General features: G+C 56.3%; 24 protein-coding genes. 8 read left to right on the top strand and 16 right to left on the bottom strand.

Translation table 11 applies throughout. From position 1 onward, the window contains the following. Positions 1-3: 3 nt before the first annotated feature. Positions 4-2976 carry a formate dehydrogenase-N subunit alpha gene (fdnG, locus tag VLM75_07980; protein ID HSV96858.1) on the bottom strand — a complete coding sequence of 991 codons (2973 nt, stop codon included), beginning with the start codon at positions 2974-2976 and terminating at the stop codon, positions 4-6. 253 nt (positions 2977-3229) lie between these two features. On the opposite strand from fdnG, the gene VLM75_07975 reads away from it, so the two are divergent. Continuing rightward, a complete protein-coding gene (locus VLM75_07975; GenBank protein HSV96857.1) occupies positions 3230-3937 on the top strand; it encodes a DNA methyltransferase in 708 nt (235 codons plus the stop codon). Next, positions 3918-4859 carry a diguanylate cyclase gene (locus tag VLM75_07970; GenBank protein ID HSV96856.1) on the top strand — a complete coding sequence of 314 codons (942 nt, stop codon included), beginning with the start codon at positions 3918-3920 and terminating at the stop codon, positions 4857-4859. Before VLM75_07975 ends, VLM75_07970 begins: the two co-directional genes overlap by 20 nt. Here the strand turns inward: VLM75_07970 and VLM75_07965 are convergent. The 14 genes from VLM75_07965 to VLM75_07900 form a co-directional block, all read right to left on the bottom strand. Beyond that, on the bottom strand, positions 4819-5982 hold the full coding sequence (locus tag VLM75_07965) for an AI-2E family transporter (protein HSV96855.1): 1164 nt from the start codon (positions 5980-5982) through the stop codon (positions 4819-4821). The genes VLM75_07970 and VLM75_07965 overlap by 41 nt on opposite strands. A gap of 45 nt (positions 5983-6027) precedes the next feature. Further along, complete coding sequence (locus tag VLM75_07960) at positions 6028-6192, bottom strand: hypothetical protein (protein HSV96854.1); 165 nt, start codon at positions 6190-6192, stop codon at positions 6028-6030. 121 nt (positions 6193-6313) lie between these two features. Beyond that, on the bottom strand, positions 6314-6676 hold the full coding sequence (locus VLM75_07955) for a YraN family protein (GenBank protein ID HSV96853.1): 363 nt from the start codon (positions 6674-6676) through the stop codon (positions 6314-6316). Between the two features lie 8 nt (positions 6677-6684). Beyond that, the gene (locus VLM75_07950; protein HSV96852.1) at positions 6685-7863 is read right to left on the bottom strand and encodes an HD-GYP domain-containing protein; all 1179 of its coding nucleotides are present in this window, start codon (positions 7861-7863) and stop codon (positions 6685-6687) included. 24 nt (positions 7864-7887) lie between these two features. Then, positions 7888-8175, bottom strand: a complete 288-nt coding sequence (locus VLM75_07945) for an EscU/YscU/HrcU family type III secretion system export apparatus switch protein (GenBank protein ID HSV96851.1) — start codon at positions 8173-8175, stop codon at positions 7888-7890. After that, entirely contained in the window at positions 8162-9244 is a 1083-nt protein-coding gene (locus VLM75_07940) for a hypothetical protein (GenBank protein HSV96850.1), read from the bottom strand. The genes VLM75_07945 and VLM75_07940 overlap by 14 nt, the downstream gene beginning before the upstream one ends. Next, on the bottom strand, positions 9231-9890 hold the full coding sequence (locus VLM75_07935) for a ribonuclease HII (GenBank protein ID HSV96849.1): 660 nt from the start codon (positions 9888-9890) through the stop codon (positions 9231-9233). Before VLM75_07935 ends, VLM75_07940 begins: the two co-directional genes overlap by 14 nt. Before the next feature lie 31 nt (positions 9891-9921). Continuing rightward, positions 9922-10344, bottom strand: a complete 423-nt coding sequence (gene rplS, locus VLM75_07930) for a 50S ribosomal protein L19 (protein ID HSV96848.1) — start codon at positions 10342-10344, stop codon at positions 9922-9924. 5 nt (positions 10345-10349) lie between these two features. Next, entirely contained in the window at positions 10350-11057 is a 708-nt protein-coding gene (gene trmD, locus VLM75_07925) for a tRNA (guanosine(37)-N1)-methyltransferase TrmD (protein HSV96847.1), read from the bottom strand. Positions 11058-11107: 50 nt separating this feature from the next. Beyond that, positions 11108-11632 carry a ribosome maturation factor RimM gene (gene rimM, locus VLM75_07920; GenBank protein ID HSV96846.1) on the bottom strand — a complete coding sequence of 175 codons (525 nt, stop codon included), beginning with the start codon at positions 11630-11632 and terminating at the stop codon, positions 11108-11110. Next, on the bottom strand, positions 11629-11865 hold the full coding sequence (locus tag VLM75_07915) for a KH domain-containing protein (protein HSV96845.1): 237 nt from the start codon (positions 11863-11865) through the stop codon (positions 11629-11631). The genes rimM and VLM75_07915 overlap by 4 nt, the downstream gene beginning before the upstream one ends. A 15-nt stretch (positions 11866-11880) precedes the next feature. Next, positions 11881-12144 (bottom strand): 30S ribosomal protein S16, encoded by a 264-nt coding sequence (gene rpsP, locus VLM75_07910; GenBank protein HSV96844.1) that lies wholly within the window; start codon positions 12142-12144, stop codon positions 11881-11883. A 248-nt stretch (positions 12145-12392) separates the two neighbouring features. Further along, positions 12393-13085, bottom strand: a complete 693-nt coding sequence (gene rpe / locus VLM75_07905; protein ID HSV96843.1) for a ribulose-phosphate 3-epimerase — start codon at positions 13083-13085, stop codon at positions 12393-12395. Continuing rightward, entirely contained in the window at positions 13069-14106 is a 1038-nt protein-coding gene (locus tag VLM75_07900) for a PASTA domain-containing protein (protein HSV96842.1), read from the bottom strand. Before VLM75_07900 ends, rpe begins: the two co-directional genes overlap by 17 nt. 279 nt (positions 14107-14385) lie before the next feature. On the opposite strand from VLM75_07900, the gene VLM75_07895 reads away from it, so the two are divergent. The 3 genes from VLM75_07895 to VLM75_07885 all read left to right on the top strand — a co-directional run bounded on the left by VLM75_07895 (position 14386) and on the right by VLM75_07885 (position 16840). Next, on the top strand, positions 14386-14976 hold the full coding sequence (locus tag VLM75_07895) for a CDP-alcohol phosphatidyltransferase family protein (GenBank protein ID HSV96841.1): 591 nt from the start codon (positions 14386-14388) through the stop codon (positions 14974-14976). Beyond that, positions 14960-16147 (top strand): N-acetylmuramoyl-L-alanine amidase, encoded by a 1188-nt coding sequence (locus VLM75_07890; protein HSV96840.1) that lies wholly within the window; start codon positions 14960-14962, stop codon positions 16145-16147. Before VLM75_07895 ends, VLM75_07890 begins: the two co-directional genes overlap by 17 nt. Before the next feature lie 63 nt (positions 16148-16210). Further along, positions 16211-16840 (top strand): hypothetical protein, encoded by a 630-nt coding sequence (locus VLM75_07885; protein ID HSV96839.1) that lies wholly within the window; start codon positions 16211-16213, stop codon positions 16838-16840. A gap of 1 nt (position 16841) precedes the next feature. Here VLM75_07885 and dapF read toward each other — a convergent pair whose 3' ends face one another. Then, positions 16842-17681, bottom strand: coding sequence for a diaminopimelate epimerase (gene dapF / locus VLM75_07880; protein ID HSV96838.1), 840 nt, complete (start codon positions 17679-17681; stop codon positions 16842-16844). A gap of 165 nt (positions 17682-17846) precedes the next feature. Between dapF and VLM75_07875 the strand changes: the two genes are divergently transcribed. From VLM75_07875 to VLM75_07865, 3 genes are all read left to right on the top strand, one after another. Then, entirely contained in the window at positions 17847-18683 is an 837-nt protein-coding gene (locus VLM75_07875) for a polysaccharide deacetylase family protein (protein HSV96837.1), read from the top strand. 136 nt (positions 18684-18819) lie between these two features. Next, entirely contained in the window at positions 18820-19680 is an 861-nt protein-coding gene (locus VLM75_07870) for a J domain-containing protein (GenBank protein HSV96836.1), read from the top strand. Positions 19681-19708: 28 nt separating this feature from the next. Beyond that, positions 19709-20269, top strand: a complete 561-nt coding sequence (locus VLM75_07865) for a manganese efflux pump MntP family protein (GenBank protein ID HSV96835.1) — start codon at positions 19709-19711, stop codon at positions 20267-20269. The last annotated feature ends 57 nt before the right edge of the window (positions 20270-20326 follow it).

Genomic DNA, 20326 nt, shown 5'->3' with positions numbered 1-20326 from the left:
GACTTACGCCTCCTTCCTGATGTCCACCAGAAATGCCTTATACTCGGGGATGTCAGTGTTGGGGTCCCCGATGCTCGGCGTGAGTTGATTACAGCTGTCGCCGGACACACCGCATCCGTGTCCGAAGTGCCAGATCATACCGACCATCTCCACCATCCTTCCCTGCACTTTAAGCGGCTGTACTCTCTCGGTCACCAGCGCGTAAGCCGTGATGGCGCCGCGCGAGTTGAAAATCCGAACCTTGTCGCCGTGTTTGAAACCCTTAGCTTTCGCGAGCGATGGACTGATTTCGCAGAACATGTCCGGAACCAACTCGGCGAGCCACGGGAGGTTGCGGGTCATTGCGCCGGCCTGCCAGTGTTCCACGACGCGGTACGAGGTGGCGATATACGGATAGCGGGCCGCATCGTTGAAATCGCCCTTCAGCGTGTCATGTATTTGCACGGCGGGGTTGAGCTTCTGCGAGTTAAACAGGTTCGCCGTCAGCGTTTCCATCGGCTCGTAATGCTCGGGGAACGGGCCGTCGGCAAGGTCCTTCGAGAACAGCCTGCCCACGCCTTCGGCGTTCATTATAAATGGATTTTTGGCGTCAGGACCGAACTTCGGCCCGCCGTCCACCACGTCTCCTTTCCATGCGCTGCCGGTCCATTTGACGACCCAGCGGTTCTTGTCCCAGGGCTCTCCCTCGCGATTGACGGCGGCACGGTTGTAGAGGATGCGCCGGTTAAGCGGCCAGCACCACGACCACTCCGGATACATCCCAATCTTATTGGAGGCGTCCCTGGCTCCGCGGCGGGCCATCATATTGCCCTTCTCGGTGTAGCTGGCGTTGTAAATCCAGTTGCCGCAGGCGGTCGAACCGTCATCCTTGAGGTCCATGAAGGTCGACATCTGCTTTTTTGTCTTGTAATCGAATCCGTTGATCTCCTTCGCAACCAGATGCGGGCTGGCCTCGTGTTCGCCGGGCTCGGTGTAGTTCCATACGAGCTTGAGGATGGGATCGGCGAACTTGCCGCCCTCCTTCTGGTAGAGACCCTTAAGCTCGCGGTAAATCAGGTCTATCATGTCGAGGTCGCTCTTGGCCACGCCGGGAGGATTCTGCGCCTTGTAACGCCATTGCGCCCAGCGTCCCGAGTTGGATACGCTTCCCTCTTTCTCGAATGACGCCGCCGCCGGAAGGAGAAAGACCTCGGTCTTTATCTGAGCGGCATTGGCGCCGGGACGCTTCCAGAATATCGAGGAGTCGGTTTCCCACAGGTCCACGGCCACCAGCCAGTCGAGCTTTTCCATACCCTTCGCCGTGCGGTTGGAATTTGGCCCGCCGACGATCGGGTTGGTCCCCATGTAGATGGCCCCCTTAAGCCGGCCGGCGTACAGGTCCTCGAACAGCGTGATATACGGGACCGGTTTGTGCGCCTTGGGCAGCCAGTCGTAGCAGAAGTCATTCTCTTTCGTCGCGGCGTCGCCGTACCAGGCCTTGAGCATGCTGATGAGATACTTGGGCCTGTTCGACCACCAGTTGATGCTTCGCGGATCGTTGGTCTTGGGCGTGGTCGCCTTGATATAGGCTTCGAGATTGGGGTGCTTTTTGGCGACCGGCGCGGGAATATAGCCGGGCAGGATGTGCCAGAGCAGTCCGGCGTCGGTGGAACCCTGCACGTTGGACTCGCCCCGAAGCGCGTTGATGCCGCCGCCCGCAAGGCCCATGTTCCCCAGGAGGAGCTGCAGGATCGCGAAGATACGCACGTTCTGCGTCCCGACGGTGTGCTGCGTGGTCCCCATGGCGTAAAGGATGGTCGCCACCCTGTCGGGCTTGTGCGTGGAGGTGAAGAGCTCGGCCACCTTGAGGAAAGACTCTTTCGGGCATCCGGTCGACTGCTCCACCTTCTCCGGCGTATAGCGGGCATAATGCTTCTTCATGAGCTGGTAGACGCAATTGGGGTCCTTGAGGGTTCTGTCCTGCTTCGGAATGCCCTTGTCGTCAAGCTGGTACGCCCAGGTCTTGCTGTCGTAACTCTTCTTGCTTCCGTCATAACCGCTGAAGAGGCCATCGTTGAACCTGAATTCGGGATTTATCAGGTACGCCGCGTTGGTATATTCAACAACGTACTCCTTCTGAATCCGCTCATTCCCGAGGGCGTAGTTGACAACTCCGCCCAGGAAGGCCAGGTCCGAGCCCGGACGCAGCGGTGCGTAAAGATCCGCCAGCGAGGCCGATTTGGTGAAACGGGGATCGACGACGATGAGCTTCGCCCCGCGCTCCTCTTGGGCCTTCTGAACCCAGCGGAATGAGATGGGGTGGTTTTCCGCGGCGTTCGACCCCATTATAAGGATGACGTCCGAATTCTTGATATCGTTCCAGTGATTGGTCATCGCGCCACGACCGATGGAAGCCGCCAGACCGGCGACTGTCGCGCTGTGTCAAATACGAGCCTGATGCTCCAGGTAGGTTATTCCAAGCATCCTCGCGAATTTCGAGAGGGTGTAACACTCCTCGTTGTCAAGCGCGGCACCGCCCAGGCTCGCGATTCCCGCGCAGCGATTAACCGTAACGTCGCCTTCCTTTTCGATGAAGGTCGCGTCGCGGGTGTCTTTGACCCTTCGCGCGATCATCTTGACGGCCTGGTCCCAGGAGATCTCCTCCCATTCCGTGCCGTACGGCTTTCTGTACTGGACCTTCGACAGTCTTCTTGGATTGTCGGAGATCTGGAAGAGCGCGCTGCCCTTCGAACAGAGGGAACCCTGGTTTATAGGATGATCCGGATCACCCTCGATATTGACGACTTTCCCATTCCTGGCGGAAACAATAAGGCCGCACCCGACTCCGCAATAGGGGCAAATCGTCGTGCTTTCACGAGTCCCCTGCAGCTTGTCCGGCGCGGACTTGCATCCGCTGAGGAACGATACCCCGCCGAAGAAAGCCCCCGCCGCCGTTACGCCGGACAGCCCGAGGAAATCCCTTCTGGTTATGGACATTACCATCCTCCCGCCTTTATTTTTATCGACCGGTGATAACTTGTATAAATTCTGGTGGTCTTGTTCCATGGAAACAGCCGCAGGAGCGAAAACTCGAAACAGTTTTCTTTATTCCCACGACCATATATGTCAATGATTATATTAAATCAAAAAAACTCCTTTACAAATCATGGTGACGGGCGATACGCTCCTCCGGAGGAACTGGGAAATGCCTCCTCCCTTGAAACGACTCCTTAACGTGCCAGAAAACGAGATGAACAAACCTTCGCTGCGCATTCAAACAACCACACTCTGGAATTACCCCTCCCAGAATTACGGCAGGGGAAAGCAGGGTGACCAGAACTACCCGGGCGCCACCCCATCCTACATCATCTGGAATGTTCTCGCGCGCTATACAAAAGAAGGGCAGCTCGTGGTGGACCCCATGTGCGGCAGCGGAACGACGATCGACGTGTGCAGGGACACGGGCCGCCGCGTCCTCGGTTACGACATACACCCTGTCAGAAGCGATGTATACCGGGCCGACGCCAGGAAGCTCCCCCTTGAGAACCAAAAGGCCGATTTCGTCTTCGTCGATCCGCCGTACGGCGACAACATTGAATACTCCGACGCGAAGGACTGCATAGGCAGGATCAACGCGGCCGACCCGGGTTACTTAACCGCGATGGGCGGCGTGATCGGCGAGATCGACCGCGTACTGAAAAGCGACCGCTACATGGCCCTCTACGTCTGTGACTACTATCACCGGAAAAAGGGCTTTATCCCCATCGGCTTCGACCTGTTTGGCATTCTCTCGCAACGCTTCACCCCGGTCGATATAATCGCCGTAACGCGGCACAACAAGACCCTCAAGATGGGGAATTATCACGGGGCGGCCGAGGAAGGCAACTTCTTCCTTCGGGGTTTTAATTACCTGTTCATAATGAAAAAGGAACAAGCCAATGTTCAGGCCGGAAGGTAGCGGCAAGGGACGCATCATCCTTATCGACGACGACAGCGGCGTAACCAGGGTCGTAAAGAAATTCCTGGACCGTTCCGGCCACACCGTCGATACGGCCGACAGCGGAGAGGATGGCATCCTCCTGATCGGAAGCCGCGAGTACGACATCGTCATAACGGACATTCACCTGCCGGGCATGGACGGGATGGCGGTGCTCGAGAAGATCAAATCCATCAACGCCGACATCGACATCATCGTGATTACCGGCTTCGGTTCCATCGAGTCGGCGGTGTCGTTCATGAGGGCGGGCGCCATCGATTACATCAGTAAACCTATCAACTTCGAGCATCTTGACATAATCATACAAAAAACGCTCGAGCGCAAAGAGCTCATCAAGGCCGCCCGCGAGCGGGACATCTACTTCCGCATGTCCCTCACCGACGCGCTCACCGGCATGTTCAATCACAAGTATTTCCAGGACAGTCTCGAGCGAGGGATGCTGTATTCCCAGCGCAAGAAGGAAAGCCTTACGATTATGATGGCGGACATAGACGGCTTCAAGGCGGTCAACGACAATTACGGGCACCAGACGGGGGATATGGTCCTCAAGAAGATATCATCGAACATCATAAAGGCCTGCCGCAGTCATGATACCGTCTCCCGTTACGGGGGCGAGGAATTCGGAATCATCCTTCCGGAGACCGGTGTAGAAAAATCCACGCGCGTCGCCGAGCGCATACTGGACGCCGTCTCATCCAACAACTACCCCCCGGTCGCACAGAACATCACCCTTTCGATCGGAATCGCCTCGTTCCCCGACCATGCCATGGACAGAATAGACCTTATCAAGAAGGCGGACCGCGCGCTCTATTGCAGCAAGGGGAATGGAAAAAACCGCTTCACTATTTACGACGGCTCCCTCGATCCCGGCGACCGGCACTAGGGCCTTTACTCGAAACGTCCGCAGCCTGACCGTCACGGTCCCGGGCCGCCTGCCTTGTATCGTACTCATCGAGCACCCGGTAAATCTCCAGGAACGAGTAGAAAAGCGTCAGGAGTATGGGCCCCACAATGACCCCCGACAGGCCGAAAGCCTGAAGGCTGCCCAGGAGCAGCAAGAAGAAAATAAGGGGATGAAAATTCAGCCGCTCGCCGAAGACCTTCGGCTTTAAAAGGTCTTCAAGAAGAAGGTTCCAGAAAATTGCCCAGGCGAGCAAAAAGATCGCCCAGCCGACGCGGTCGACCGCAAACAGATAAAACGCCGCCGGTATCCATGTAATCGACGTCCCGATTACCGGGACGAGCGAGAAAACGGCGGCAACGCTTCCCCAAAGAAGCGGCCCGTCGAGTCCGGCGATAAAGAAGCCCAGCCCCACCATGCCCCCCTGAAGCAGCATGATCAATAAATTTCCGGCGATGAGGACCTTTATGACTTCCTTGAGCCGGTTGGCTATATCGTTCTCGATGTCCTTGGGAAAAGGACTCGCCCGGTAGATCGTCTCCTTGAACTTGCCGCCCTCTATGAAAAGGAAGAAGAGAATGAGCAGCATGAAGAATAAGTTGATCGAAAACTTGATCGAAAAGGTTAGAAGGTCCGTGAGGTTCCGGAACAACGAAAACGCCGCACCCTGCATCACCTCAGTCGTTTTCTTGATCAGATCTCCGCGGGAAATCCGCAGGCTGTTCGCAAGCTCCACGATAAAATTGCTGCGGTAAAAGAACTCATCCATCATCGCTGGCTTGAATTTTTTCTCGACGAACTGGTACAAATCGTAGCTCTGATCGGCCAGACTCAGGAGCAGGAAAAAAAGCGGCACGAGAAAGCCGAGGATGAGAAGCAGCATCATGATCGACGCCGACAGCGACTTCCTCTTTACAAACCTGCCAATGAAATCGTGCATCGGCGACAGGACGATGTAAATGACCAGTGCAAAAAGAAGCGGCCAGAAATAATACTGGAAGATGTATGCCATGGAAAAGAGCAGCAGCGAGAACAAAGCCAGAAAGAGGTACTTAAGCTTCTTGTTCTGCTGCAGGTTCATGTAGGAATCGGTCTTTTCAATCATGACAACGCGCCGTCCCCGGTTTCTTCGCGCAGATACGGACTTTAATCATTTCGTGAGATAATGAGACAGATCGGTCGCTATCCTGTTTATGGCGTGTTCCAGATACGTCTCATCGGAAATACGTTTTCGATATTCTTCTATCTTTTTTGGATCGCCGCGGAGGGATCCCGGCTTTTTCTCACGATCATCCTTGTTCATGAGAGTCTTCATATGGTGCACTCCTTGCGTTAAGGTCGCCCGCTCCTCCATGAGCTGGTCTCTGGACCTCATCTATACGTATCGGAACGCGGAAGGTAAATCATGAGCGTTTTTTAGTGCGGGAGGGGGGTGATCAGCGCAGAATATCCTCGATCCATTCGATTGCGCCCCCGCAAACGGCGATCATGTCGAATCTGAAAGTGATGGTTCTGGCGTCCAGGGCGGATCGTGCGGCAAGATAGTGCGAGGCGACGAGCCTGAGCGTACGTTTTTTCCGCTCGTTTATGGCGTAGAGAGGCCCTCCGTAGACTGAGGTGTTTCGGCTTTTAACCTCCACGAAGACCACCAGGTCGCCTCTTCGGGCGATGAGGTCGACTTCGCCCGCTTTACCGAAGCGATAATTGCGCTCGAGGATATCAAAACCGCGTGCTTCGAGGAAAGAGGCCGCAAGGTCTTCGCCTCCGGACCCTATCTGTCGTAAGTTTCGGTCTTCCACCAGCCGGATCAAAGAACGTCGAGGAGACTTACGCCGGCTTCCTTTTCGTCGAGCACGCGGTTTACGAAAAGCGCCGTTTCATCGAGCAGATTGATGATGATGAGATCGGAAAGCCTGTTTTTCTCACTGTCGAATATCAGCTTGATGATGGGGCGCAACGGCTTCCTCGGCACCGAGCCGATTACCAGACCCACGCCGCCGTCACTGAGCTCAACCAGCGAGCCGATCGGGTAAACCGACATTTTGGAAAGGAAGACACGGAGTATCACCGGGTCGAACCTGTTAACCCCGCTCGAAAGGAGGTTTTTCATGGCGTGATAAAACGACTGTTTCTCCCTGTAGCTCCGGCTCGAGATCTGCGCCTCGTACGAATCGGCGATTGCGGCTATCCGCGCGTATTCGTCAATCTGGTTTCCCTTGAGGCCGCGGGGATATCCCTTGCCGTCGAAGTACTCGTGATGCTGCAGGCACACAAGCGCGCTCTTTTCACGAACTTTGCCGAGCTGTTTGATGAGCCGGTATCCATGCAGCGGGTGCGTCTTGATGAGGTTGAACTCGTGGTCGCTGAGGTTCGACTGCTTGTACGCGATATAGGCCGGCATCTTCACCATGCCCGCGTCGATAAGGAGCGTGCCCAGGGCGAGCTCCCGAATCTTTTCCTGAGTGTACTTGAGCGCCGTACCGACGAGAAGTGCGTAGAAGGTGACGTTGACCGAGTGCGCCACCAGGTAGTTTTTGCCCTCCTCCAGCCCATAGAGGAACAGGACGATATTATTGTCATCTTCCATGAGCCTTAAAATGTTCCTTGCCGCGCCCTCGATGGAATCGGTGGTAAACATTTCGTCGTTCTTGATCGCGGTGTAGACGTCACCCACCACCCGGCAGGCCTCGCGATGGACATCCATAAATTCCTTCCGTTTGAGCAGCAGAAGGCTGTACTGGTCGACTATTTTTTTGGCGTCGGCGGAAATCGACGCGTCAATTTTCTGGGCAAAACGCATGTCGTCTTCGCTTGAGGAGATGTTGCCGAGCGTTTCAATCTCGCTGATGCCCCACTTCATCAGCCGTTTGATATCGCCCTCCTTGATGGTGACGTTCGCGCCTACGAGCATGTTATTGCTGTCGATATAGACCGGTTTGTCAAACCGCATGCCCGGCTTGAGTTCCTCAACCGGGATTTTCTTCATGGTTCCCGCCATTCCCTAATTCCCTTATTCCGCAAGTTTCTCTTTCAAGCGCTCATTAATCCTGTAACAATACGCCAGCACTTCCGCAACAGCCCTGTAGAGATCAGGCGGCACGAGGCTGCCCGTGTCCAAAGCCGAAAGCGTACCGGCGAGATCCGCGTCGGCGTATACTTCGACGCCGTGATCCCGCGCCATTCTCTCCAGCCGCTCGGCCAGGTATCCCCTCGCGCTCGCCAGAACGCGCGGGGCCTCGTCCGCCGGAGAGTATGCAAGGGCGATACTCAGTTTTTCGGCCCCTTTACGCCCGCGCATCGAACTCGCCACCCTGGGAAAGGAGCGCTCCGAGCGAACGAATGTTTAAAACGGCCTGGGCGCTTACGCTGACGGAAAGCGAACAGCCACGACCGAGTGCTTCACCTATCGTGCCGGTGAGGCGCTCCGCTTCGGCGCCCAATTCGGCGCGAAGGGCCTCATTTTCGCAGTAAACGTCGATGTTTATTCGGCCGTCACGGTCTTTCGCAAGCACCTCCACGCGTCCTATCTTCGAAAAATCCACCAGGGCCACAATGGCGTCCGTGCTACCTATGTAATGGGCCTCTTTAAAACCGTCGTCGAAATAGTAAAATACGCCGTTTTTGGCCCGAATATCCGCCGCCTCCCCCCCATCGCGAAGGGCCAGGAGCAGTTGCCGCAACAACTCACCCCCGCCGGAATCCTCCCCGGCGAGCTCATCCAGCGTGTTGAGAATGCCGTCCAACCCCTCCCCGGAACGCGTGTATTCGGCAAAGCTTTTCAAAGATTGGTTGTGCCGCCGCCGCCCCTCCCTGTCAGAAATTGCCAGGACAGAAACAAGGCAGTTTAGATTAATACCTTCAAAATCAGAAAAAAGGAAAGAAAAAAACAGCAATTGCTCTTTTTTTATGCCCCTGGCGGCAAGCGCGTTCAACACGTTCACCAACGTTCCCTTTTTCTCGACTCCACCGGCCAGCCTGAAAAGCAGGCTGTTATACGCATATACGCCCGAAATCCCGTCCGACGATGCGCGCGCGAAGGGAATTCCTGCATTATCGGCCCGGCCAAAAGCGGTATAGCCAAGCAGGCGTTCCCGGCCGGCGGCCTGCGGATCGGCCGTCGCGAGCCTGAACACCAGCGTCGTCCCACTCCTCTTTTCAAGCACCAGCGTCAGAAGATTACCCGGAGGAAGCCCCTGCACAAAGCCGGCGGTAATGCGCCGGCCCGCCACTTCGATGACCGCCCGATGAGTGTCGATACGATCAACTATCCTGGCGCCGATTTCTCCGCCCTTTCTAAGGCCCCGGAAAGCCTCCACCAGGCTCCCCTTCCCCGTTACGGTAATGGTGGCGGCGTTATCGATCTTCATGGCATGCGAAAAGATCCTCCCGGCACGCCATGTCGCGCAGAGGAGCGAAACTTCGGCGGTGCACCGGCGATGGACCGATACGCCCGATGGATTCCCTGTGCTCGAGCGTCCCATAGCCTTTATTTTTTTTAAAACCGTAGCCGGGAAATAGCAAATCAAATTTTTCGAGTATGCCATCCCTGTGTATTTTGGCCGCGATCGACGCGGAGGCGATGCTGATGGAACGCGAATCCCCCCCCTTTACCGCGACAAAGCGCACGCCGGGAGAAAAGGAGAAACGGCCGTCCATGATGACAACGTCCGGCGGCTCGGCCAGTTCGGTTATGATTTTACTCAGGAGGTACTCGGTGGCGCCGTTAACGTTAAGCCGGTCGATTGTCCTATGGGAGGCCATCGCGGTGCGGACGCACATGGCGCTTCGGCTGATGTGTCCACAGGCGCGCAGGCGGGCAGGATGCGTCAGTTTCTTGGAGTCGTTGACGGACGAAAGGAGTGCGGCCGGCGGGCCCGCGAGCACCTCTGGAGAGTACATCACCAGACCCACACAGAGGGGCCCCGCAAGAGCGCCCCGGCCGACCTCATCGACACCGGCTATGCGCCGATAACCCTGCTCGAACAATTCCCGCTCGATGCCGAAAGACGGCATTCCGAGAGTCGGGAATGACCCGCTGGACGGATCAGTCGTTTTCGGGTTCCCGGGCTTCAGGCGCCACCTCGGTAGTGGCCGGCACTTCCACGAAGGGCGCTCTGGCCTTGCCGCGGGCGACGCGCTTTTCCTTGAGTTTGGCCGATTTCCCGGTCCGCTCACGCAGGAAATACAGCTTGGCGCGCCGGGTCTTGCCCTTGCGGATGGATTCGATTTTGGCGATACGGGCCGAATAGAGCGGAAAGACCCTCTCGACGCCGACGTCGTAGGAGATGCGGCGCACGGTAAAGCTCTTGCCGACGCCCTTGTTATTAATGGCGATTACGACCCCTTCGAACACCTGTATACGCTCGCGGTTGCCTTCCACGATCTTGTAATGTACTTTGACGGTGTCCCCGACCTCAAAATTCAGGGGACGCTCAGGCGGCATGATTTCCTTTTGGATGGTTTCCAGTATATTCATCGCTCTTCTCCTTTATCCTTGCTTTCACAATATCGTTGATACAGATCGGGGCGCACCCTTCTGGTTTTCTCAATACGCTGTTCATGACGCCAGCGCCTGATCCTGGCGTGGTCACCGCTCAACAGCACCTCCGGTGCCGCGAGTCCATCAATCTCCACCGGCCGCGTGTACTGCGGATACTCAAGCAGACCACCTTCGAAGCTTTCCTCCACGAGCGACTCGCTGTTCGACATGAAGCCCGGTACGTAACGCGCGACCGCGCCCACGATCGCAAGGGCCGCGAACTCTCCGCCCGATAGCACATAATCGCCGACCGAGAGCTCGTAATCCACGAACCGTTCGACCACTCTCTGGTCGACCCCCTCGTAGTGCCCGCAGACGATGCAGAGATCCCTTTCGCCGGCGAGCCGCTTTACCAGTTCCTGCGTGAGCAGCGTCCCCGAGGCGCTGGTGAGAAGCACCCTGGTGCCCTCTTCCCTGACGGAAGAGATGGCCCGGAAGAGCGGACCCGGCATCAACACCATCCCGCTTCCTCCACCGTAGGGGTAATCATCGCACTGGCGATAACGGTTTTCGGCGAAATCACGCAGGTCTACCACGTTCACACGTAAAAGCCCCGCCTGTATCGCCCTGCCCAGAAGCCCCGTCGAAAGAGGGCTGTTGAAAAACTCCGGGAAAAGGGTTATGATTTTTACCGCTGCCAATGACGACCGGCCATCATCCTCATATTGTTTCGAGGCCTCCCGCCATCGCTTCAATCAAGAAGCCCCTTTGCGGGATCGATATCAATTCTTCCCGATTTGATTTCCTTCGTATCGACCATCGCGCTGACAAACGGAACAAGATGCTCGAGACCGTCGGAATCAAGAATAACGAGCAGCTCTCCCGCGCCGCCGGGGATGATGTTCGTCACCCGGCCGAAAGGCCGCCCGTCTCTGTACACCTCGCACCCGATAATATCATAATAATAGAAGGAATCGCCGTCCAGCAAATTCCTCGTTCGTTCCGCCTCTTCGCGGGTGATGAACACCTCCGATCCCCGCATGGCGAGCGCCGCGTCCCTGTCTTCAATGCCCTCCAGGAAAAGCAGCGCCGTTTTGCCGCCAACAGACTGGAATTCCCTTATGATGTACGCCGCGTAAAGCGATTCCTTTTGAATATATACCTGGTTTCCCGGGGAAAAACGCTCGGCGATGTCGGATATAAGAACAACTTTAAGACGCCCCTTAAGCCCGTGAGCGCCCGCGATCTTCGCTATTCTGATATGGGAATCGCTCAATCAAGTATTTCCAGCACTACCCTCTTCCCTGATTTGGTGGCCGAAGCGTTGATGATTGTCCGTATGGCCCTCGCAATGCGGCCGTGTTTTCCGATGACCTTTCCGATATCCTCTTTGGTGACCTTGAGCTCAAGGATGGTGGATTTCTCCCCTTCTACTTCCCGGATCTGTACCTCGTCGGGGTGGTCCACCAGGGACTTCACCATGTATTCCACCAGGTCCTTATAGTTCATTCCGGCCTCCAGGGTTTACTCCACGCTCTTGAATTTCCGCCACACTCCGGTTTTCTTCAAGAGCCTCGCAATAGTCGCGGTCGGCTGGGCGCCTTTCCTGAGCCAGTCGATAATCCGAGTCTCGTCGACCGCGAACTGATTCCCGGCGGATATGGGCTGGTACTGCCCGAGATTTTCTATCGCCACGCCATCCCTGCGCTTGCGCTCATCAACCACAACCACCCGGTAAAAGGGCTTTTTCTTGGTCCCAACTCTCTGCAACCGAATCTTTACCGACACGCCGCTACCTCCTCAGAAGATTAGGGGATGATTATTTCCCCCGCCCGATTTTTGTCAATACAAAATGACCGGACCGCCCGCACGGCATGAATAATTGACACCGTACCGGGAATAATCCGCCACTTTACAGGCAAGGCCGCTCTTCGCCCGCATTCAACGGGTCCAAAAGAGCGGTATCACGCGCTGAAGCAATTGTATCGATGGTACGTCCCGACCCCCGGAGAAAGATTTTCCCGGCGCTCGCGGTCCTACAAATTATTGTTTTGTGCCGCCCTTTTTAGCTCCAGCGCCGCTCGGTTCGGATCGCCAGCGCCGAATACGGCGTTCCCGGCCACGATTATGCCCGCGCCCGCGGCCGCAACCGGGGCGATGTTGTTCATTGATATGCCGCCGTCCACCTGGATGAGCGTGGAGACTCCACCGGGGCGCCCGTCGAGGAATTCGCGCAGGCGCCTGATCCGGTCGAGGGCGGCCGGCATAAATGGTTGACCGTAAAAACCCGGATCCACAGACATGATAAGAACCAGGTCGCACTCGGAGCAGAGGTCAAAGATCGCTTCGATCGGGGTGGCCGGATTGATCGAAAGGCCGGCGCGCACGCCCGATCGGCGGATGAGCTGCAACAGCCGTGATGGAAATTTCGTCGACTCGTAGTGGATCGTCACACACCAGGGCGCAAGCCCGAGATAGCTTTCAATCGAAAGCTCCGGGCTTTCGATCATCAGGTGAACATCGAGCGGTATGGCGGTGTGCGCCTTGAGGCTTTTAATATAACCGGGGCCGAAGGTAAGGTTGGGAACAAAATTCCCGTCCATCACGTCGAGGTGCAGAAGATCGAAGGCCGAAGGATCGAAGGCCGAAACATCCCGCCCCATCGTGGAGAGGTCCGATGCGATTATGGAAGGCGAGAGGAGAATGCCGTTGTCAGAACTCTTCGGCATTGAACCGCAGGGTTTTAATGTTCTTTTTATTGTATACGATCGCGACGCGCGCGTTCCCGTTTCGGTGGAACACGAAATCCATTTTTTGCCCGGGCTGCATCATTCGCGAGTACGCAATGCGCCGCGGGCTGTCGTCCTCGACGTAGGCCTCGTACAGGCCCGGATCGTCGCCCTTCGAGACTTCGTATTGCACGCGCTCGTAAGCGCGGTACATCTGCTCCACCGGCTTGTAGTACGACACCCTGAGTTTGACCGCGTCGCCGCGCTTGACCGCGGCGCCCTTCTCCGGTTTCTGGGATTCGACCAGACCGCTGCGCTCGGGCAGGCCTGTATCGACAACCTCTTTCTCGACCGACAGACCCTTTGAAAGAAGCAGATCGAGACAGAGGTCAATGGACTGCCCGGCAACGCCGGGCATCAGCATGTCCCCCTCGATTTTGCCGGCGGACACGAGAATGTTCACGCGGCGATCGGGCGTAACCCTGTCGCCCGCCTTCGGGCTCTGGTCCAGGACGATATTCTCGGCTGTCTTATCGGAGGGTATGTATGTTATCGCTCCGGTGGCCAGCGACACCGAGCGGTTATGGCTGTGAAGGCTCTTGAGTTTGTTGACCGCGAACGGAAGCTCTATGCCGGTGAGATTGGGCACGTCCACATAGAGCACGCTCCTGCTGACCAGGAGTTTAAGCGCTCCGCCCTCGTAAACGATCTCGCCCCCTTCGGGGTACTGGGTCAGGACGATGCCGCTTGTGATGTCGTAGACATCGTAAAACCTGACCTCCGGCTTCAATCCCTTTCGAACCAGCCCGTTGCACACATCGACAAACTGCTTGCCGACAACGTCCGGTACTTTCACCTCGCGGTCCGGCTTGGTGAGGAGAAGCAGCGTAACCGTGGACGCAAATAAATAAAAGGAAAGCCCCACAAAAAATATGAGCGCGATCCTGCCCACCGGCCTGAAATAGGTAAAATCGAAACGGCCCTTTTCCCTGTCGCTGTCTGATTGAGGTTGGTTCTGCATCGTTGTCCTGCAAAATCAATGAGTGCATGCCGCGTAAACAGCCGGGGTCGTCGCGAGAAGCCGCGCGGCAGCGAGATACTGGAGTATCAGAAATAGGCGGCCGGTATTCGTCAAGCATAATTATTCGGGCCGGGAAATTCTCTTGACTGAATGCCTTTGCCGTATAGATAGTTGCACATCGCCCATTGGATCCATGACACCGGGCGCGGCGGAAACGGCGGCTTCGTCATCGACAGAGGCTGTTTCCCTGCGCCGCCGCAAAGACCGAATAAAGGAACGATGAAGATACGAGAGCTTTTTTACGGCAGAATTTTTACGATCTCCAATTTCCTCTCGCTGACGCGGATTTTACTCGTCCCCTTTATCGCCGTCGCCTTCCATCTCGAAAAAGTCAACGGCATACCGGAATACCGCTACTACGGCATCGTGCTGCTCGTCTTCCTTGCGGCCACGGACTTCTTCGACGGCTTCCTCGCCCGAACACTCAACCAGGTGTCGCGCCTCGGCCAGTTTATCGATCCGCTCGCCGACAAGATCGCCGCGCTTACGCTCGGCATCGCCCTGTGCGTATACAAGGGCTTTCCCCTGTGGATGCTCGCCGTCATACTTGCGCGCGACATCTACGCGGTCATCGGCGGCACTCTCCTCTTCTCGCGCAGGGACATCCAGGTGCGCCCCAATATCTACGGGAAGATCCTGGTGGGATTCATGTGCCTCTCGGGGCTCGTCTTCATTCTCGAGCCCGCACTCACCGTATGCGGACTCACCCTGCAGGAGATTTCGCTCGCCGCAGTGCTCGTGTTCCTTTTCATCTCTTCGTTCGTCTACTGGAAGATTTACTCAAGGATCTATTTTGGAAAAGAACGGTAAAACCAGGCTCGCGCTTGCGCTGTTTTTCCTGTTTATCTTTTCCCACGCCGCAGCGGATACGGGGTCGATATCCGTAGTCGATATCGATGGGGCCGACTATGTCGCACTGTCGAACCTGAGCCGCGTGTACGGTCTCGACAGCTCGTTCGATATCATCACCCAGCGCGGCAGGTTCTACCGGGGGACCAGCACGGCGGTCTACCAGGTGGGCCTTTCGGCGGCACTTTTCAACGGGGCCCTGAAGAAATATCCCCGCCCGGTGCTGCGAAAGTCGGGCGACGTTCTTTTCCCCGCAGCCTTCGCCGAAGACCTCCTGCACGGCTTCTACCCTCACTGGACCGTATCGCGGAAGGACCGGCTTATCATCTTTTCAGCGGCGGAACCGATTCCGCGCGAAACGCCTCAAACACAAAAAAACGTTCCCGGGGAAAAGGCCGAGGTTCCTCCGGTCCGGGACAGGATCGGCTTCATCATCATAGACGCCGGCCATGGAGGCATAGACCCCGGGGCCATCGGGCGGGGAGGCCTGCAAGAAAAGACAATAACTTTGAGCGTCGCCGGCCGGCTCGAGAGCTATCTGAAGTCAAACCTGAAGGGTGTCCGTATAATGCTCACACGACGCTCGGACATATTCATCGAACTGGTCACGCGCACCAAAATCGCCAACGGCCACCTCCGTGAAAATGAGAACGGCGTGTTTATCAGCATCCATGTCAATGCCTCCATTTCGCCGCGCATATCCGGTTTTGAGACCTATTACCTGTCTCAAAACCCAACCAACGACGAGGCACGCGCCACCGCCGCGCTCGAAAACAATGTGGTGGTGCTGGAAGATAAGTCGCATCGAAAAAGCTATGACGACATCGAGCACATGGAGGCGTTCATGCTCACCGCCCAGATACAGCGCGAGAGCGCCCTGCTCGCCGAGTGCATTCAGTCGGGGATGGACCACTCGATAAGCGAATTCAAGTCGCGAGGGGTGCGGAAGGCCGATTTTTTCGTTCTTCGCGGCGCGCTCATGCCGGCCGCGCTGGCGGAGATCGGTTATATCACAAATTCGCGCGAGGCGCAAAAGTTGACGAAGGCCGCGCATCAGGATAAGGTGGCGAGGGGAATCGGCCGGGGCCTCATATCCTTCATAAAAAAATACAACCAGATGATAAAAAATTAGTGGCATTGCCGGGGCCGGGCATCTACCCTGCCCCCACCATTGAACGCGTCTGGGCTTTACGGCATGAATAAACTATTAAATCGTATAAAAACGGGCGTATCGAAAACCAGGGCCTTCGCCGCCGTCTCGATGGACCGGGCAATGGAGTACAGGCGCACCCTGGACGGTGATCCGTTGAGGAAGAACCGCTTCCTGGTACTCTCCATTTCGCTATTGCTCATCTTCGATTACATGATGTTCTGTTATCACGCCGACAAAAACGTGTTCGATATCTTTCCCGCGCTGCCGAAACTCGATTTACGGGAGCGGCGCTCGATTTATATTCCGGCGAATGACGGCAAGAGCCTTCTGAAAGAGACGCGAAGAATCGAATCGCCCGAGGAAAAGGACCGTTTTGCTGAACTTCTTTTCAGGATGGTGGCGAAAGGGTCGATTTACGAGAACACTTCCGGAGCGGTGCCCGTGGACACCTTTGTCAGAACGGTCTGGGTGAGGGGGGATACCTGTTACATCGACGCCGGACTTGCGGTGCTCAGGGACAACGCCCACGTAATTTCCGGTTCAGAGGATAATTTCCGCACGGCGCTTGAAAAAAGCATCGTCGAGAACATTCCGTCCATTAAACGGGTTGTACTGCTCGAAAAGGGCGTGCCCCTCAAACGGCTGTGGGAGGTTGCCGGGTCCCCAAATTAGGCTACTCGGGCCAGGTTCCCCGAAAAACTTCAACCGCGGGCCCGGTCAGGAAAACGTGGTTATCGTCCTCCCTCCATTCGGTTTGCAGGTCTCCTCCATTAAGGTGAACGAGTATCGACCGCGCCGTACGCCGCGTCAGCACCCCGGCGACCGTCACCGCCGAGGCCCCCGTGCCGCAGGCAAGCGTTTCTCCCGAACCGCGCTCCCATGTCCGCTGGATTACTTCTCCCTCGTTGAGAATCTGAACAAACTCCACATTGGTGCGGTTGGGGAAGAGATCGTGGTTTTCGATCATCTTCCCGTATTTCTCGACGGGGAAATTTTTAATGTCTTCGACGTATATCACGGCATGGGGGTTCCCCATCGACACCGCGGTTATCTCGAACCGCACACCGTCCTCGAGCGAAAGAGCCTCGCCGATGACCATACCGGGGTTCCCGGCCATCGGGATGCGCTCGCGCTGAAGGATCGGCTCGCCCATGTCGACACGGACCGTTTCGACCTTTTTGTTTTTCACCTGCATATCCAGTTGCTTGGCGCCGGCGAGCGTTTCGACCGATATCCGCTTGTTTTTTGTCAATCCGTGATCATAAACATATTTCGCAAAACAGCGTATACCGTTGCCGCACATTTCCGCCTCGCTGCCGTCCGCGTTGAACATCCTCATCCGAAAATCGGCCGAATCCGATTTAAGGATGAGGATGAGCCCGTCCGATCCCACGCCGAAATGCCGGTCGCTCATGGTCGCGGCGAGCTTTTCGGGGTGACGCACCGCGGTACTTCTTGCGTCGATGAATATATAATCGTTTCCGATCCCTTGCATCTTTGTGAATTTAACCATTTTAATAAAATCTCCCCGATCTCTTTCCTTTATATTGGCGTACGTTACCGATCGGCCCCTGTCAAGAATTCTTTATTGAAAACGAAACGTAATTTAGGGTTGATTTCATCGACTTCGTACGATAGTAATACAGGAACGTGCAAACGTCATCGCCCCGGGACACCAGTGAGACAGGTTTACAAAAACAACATCCCCGTGATTGCCGCAATTTTCCTGATAACCGGGGCGGCCGTCTATCTGCTTCTTTTCTGGCGCGGCGCGGCGTTCAAACCGCCCGCACAGGGCGACACCGGATGGGAGCTCATGCCGGAAGAGGAAACAGACCGTCTCAACTCGGTCCCCATTCTATTGTACCATAACATCGACGGCAGGGGCCCCTTTTCCCTCGATCTGGAGATCCTGAGAAGTCATTTCTCCCTGATAAAAGGAGCGGGCATTCGGGTAATAAGTCTTTCTGATTTCGTCGACAGACTGGGAACGTCCGAGTCCCTCGGCGGCAGAACCGTTGCCATAAGCTTCGATGACGGTTTCCTGTCCATGTACACAAAGTTACTGCCGCTATGCCGCGAATTTAATTATCCTGTCACGCTTTTCATTTACACCGACAACGTTTATACGCGCGCGGAGAAAAGCATTACCTGGCGGCGGCTTCGCGAGATGGACGGCGGCGGCGTTTCCATTGAGAGCCACACCATCAGCCATACCGACCTGGTCAGTCTTTACGCCAAGAACACCCCGGAATCGAGGAAAAAGATCTTCGATGAAATCTATCTATCGAAAAGGATTATCGAACTCTACCTGGGAAAGAAGATACGGTATTTCGCCTTCCCTTACGGGCGCTACAACCTCCCGCTCATCCAGATGTGCAGGCATGCCGGGTACGAGCGCGTCTTTTCGACGGACTACGGCTCCAATGTCATAACCCGCAACAACTACTGCCTGCGGCGCCGGCATATCAAACGGGACTACACGTTCGACCTTATCGAAAAAATAGTGCGCTGACGTAAAAATCTCTTGTAGGTCCGCGCGCAATTTAATAGCCTCCGGAAATCGACGTGCGCCCTGCGGCCTTCGTTTTACCGCGCCGGCCGGGGGCCGACAGTCCGTGTGAATTTATCGGGCCACACCAGGGCGAGAGATGGACATACAGGCGTGCTACAGGCTGCTTGAAATTCCTGAAACGGCGAGCGACGAAGACCTCACGAAATCGTACAAACGTCTGGCTCTCAAGTTTCACCCGGACAGAAATCCGCACAGGGTGGAATGGGCCACGCAGGCGATGGCCTCGCTCAACGACGCGTACACAAGTCTGAAGGGACATCGTTTCCGTAACGCCCGCCAGGACGAGCCCGACGCCGCGCCGCCGGAAGACCGGCGTCAAACGGCACGGGCCGCCCGCCCCCGGCCCGTCGGCCCGGACCCCCGCGAAGAGCTTAAAGACGACCTGCTTGTAAGGCAGTTCGTGCGACACCGCGAGGCGGTCAAGGACGCGTTCTATCGCTATTTTCAGTACAACCTGTACAATCTGATCCGCAGGGAGAACCCTATAAACCGCGGCATTTTCAAGGAAGTGACGGGCATTCTGCGCAGGAATTACCACGCCATACGAAAACTCTTCGTGCTCACGGCCGACCGCGAACTGCTCGACCATTTCGCCGTTTTCTCCGAAATGGTTTTCAATTTCTACCGGGCGTCGGAATGCCTCAATATTCCCGACTCGTACGCCAATCTCGTCGATGTCGAGGCGTTCAGAATCTACAAGAAGGGCGACGATGCGCTCCACCTCGCGCACCGCGAACTGTTTTACGACCGGCACAACCGCGGCTTCCTCAAGCGCGATATCTGCGGGGCGATGGTACTGAAGGCCGTCTATCATTTCAGGGAGGCGCTCGAGCGCTATTCCCAGTCCACCTGGGTGGTTGAGACCACCATCAAACTCGAATACGCGCTGTCGCTCAAGCGCTACATCGAGCTTTTCTTCACCGAAGAAGACGCCTGAGCGCGCACGGGCATTACCGGAGTCGAGTATGGATCTGATAAGCATCACTGGCATAGCCGTTGCCCTCGCCATGGACGCCTTTTCGGTTTCGATCGCGGCCGGCATGATGATAGAGCATCCGACGCCCCGGCATTATTTCAGGCTGGCATTTCATTTCGGGCTATTCCAGTTTCTCATGCCTGTAATCGGTTACCTCGCGGGCGTCTCCATCGAAGGCCTGATCCGCGATTTCGATCACTGGATCGCGATGGCGGTTCTGGCTTTCATAGGAATAAAGATGATACGGGATTCATACGCCCCGGAGAATACGGGCGCTCCATCCGCCGACCCCTCGCGCGGATGGACCCTGGTGCTCCTCTCAATCGCCACCAGCATCGACGCGCTGGCGGTCGGCCTCAGCATCGGCGTGCTGGGCAAGCCGATCATGCTTCCCAGTATCATCATCGGCATGGTCTGCGCGCTCTTTTCGGTTACGGGGATCGCGCTGGGGAAAAAGGCGGGCGAGTTCCTGGGAAGGCGCGTGCTGCGCTTCGGTGGTATCATCCTCATCGCTATCGGCGTGAGGATCGTCATCGAGCACATGGCCTGAACGGTCCTTTATTTCCAGCCCTGATGTGTCGATATTATGAAGGGAATCCGCCCCGGC

Source organism: Spirochaetota bacterium (assembly GCA_035477215.1).
Taxonomy (GTDB): domain Bacteria; phylum Spirochaetota; class UBA4802; order UBA4802; family UBA5368; genus MVZN01.
Note: the sequence above shows the minus strand (reverse complement) of the source record. Positions and strands in the feature narration are given on the sequence as shown.

What these genes read in the sequence shown, in the direction of transcription:
- VLM75_07940 (HSV96850.1), bottom strand. Translation starts at nt 9,244, where the DNA reads ATGAAGATCGATAACGCCGCCACCATTACCGTAACGGGGAAGGGGAGC.
- VLM75_07960 (HSV96854.1), bottom strand. Translation starts at nt 6,192, where the DNA reads ATGAAGACTCTCATGAACAAGGATGATCGTGAGAAAAAGCCGGGATCC.
- VLM75_07935 (HSV96849.1), bottom strand. Translation starts at nt 9,890, where the DNA reads ATGCCGTCTTTCGGCATCGAGCGGGAATTGTTCGAGCAGGGTTATCGG.
- VLM75_07965 (HSV96855.1), bottom strand. Translation starts at nt 5,982, where the DNA reads ATGATTGAAAAGACCGATTCCTACATGAACCTGCAGCAGAACAAGAAG.
- VLM75_07915 (HSV96845.1), bottom strand. Translation starts at nt 11,865, where the DNA reads ATGAACTATAAGGACCTGGTGGAATACATGGTGAAGTCCCTGGTGGAC.
- rpe (HSV96843.1), bottom strand. Translation starts at nt 13,085, where the DNA reads ATGCCGAAGAGTTCTGACAACGGCATTCTCCTCTCGCCTTCCATAATC.
- VLM75_07900 (HSV96842.1), bottom strand. Translation starts at nt 14,106, where the DNA reads ATGCAGAACCAACCTCAATCAGACAGCGACAGGGAAAAGGGCCGTTTC.
- dapF (HSV96838.1), bottom strand. Translation starts at nt 17,681, where the DNA reads ATGGTTAAATTCACAAAGATGCAAGGGATCGGAAACGATTATATATTC.
- VLM75_07950 (HSV96852.1), bottom strand. Translation starts at nt 7,863, where the DNA reads ATGAAGAAAATCCCGGTTGAGGAACTCAAGCCGGGCATGCGGTTTGAC.
- VLM75_07870 (HSV96836.1), top strand. Translation starts at nt 18,820, where the DNA reads ATGGACATACAGGCGTGCTACAGGCTGCTTGAAATTCCTGAAACGGCG.
- VLM75_07970 (HSV96856.1), top strand. Translation starts at nt 3,918, where the DNA reads ATGTTCAGGCCGGAAGGTAGCGGCAAGGGACGCATCATCCTTATCGAC.
- VLM75_07885 (HSV96839.1), top strand. Translation starts at nt 16,211, where the DNA reads ATGAATAAACTATTAAATCGTATAAAAACGGGCGTATCGAAAACCAGG.
- VLM75_07945 (HSV96851.1), bottom strand. Translation starts at nt 8,175, where the DNA reads ATGCGCGGGCGTAAAGGGGCCGAAAAACTGAGTATCGCCCTTGCATAC.
- VLM75_07975 (HSV96857.1), top strand. Translation starts at nt 3,230, where the DNA reads ATGAACAAACCTTCGCTGCGCATTCAAACAACCACACTCTGGAATTAC.
- VLM75_07865 (HSV96835.1), top strand. Translation starts at nt 19,709, where the DNA reads ATGGATCTGATAAGCATCACTGGCATAGCCGTTGCCCTCGCCATGGAC.
- VLM75_07895 (HSV96841.1), top strand. Translation starts at nt 14,386, where the DNA reads ATGAAGATACGAGAGCTTTTTTACGGCAGAATTTTTACGATCTCCAAT.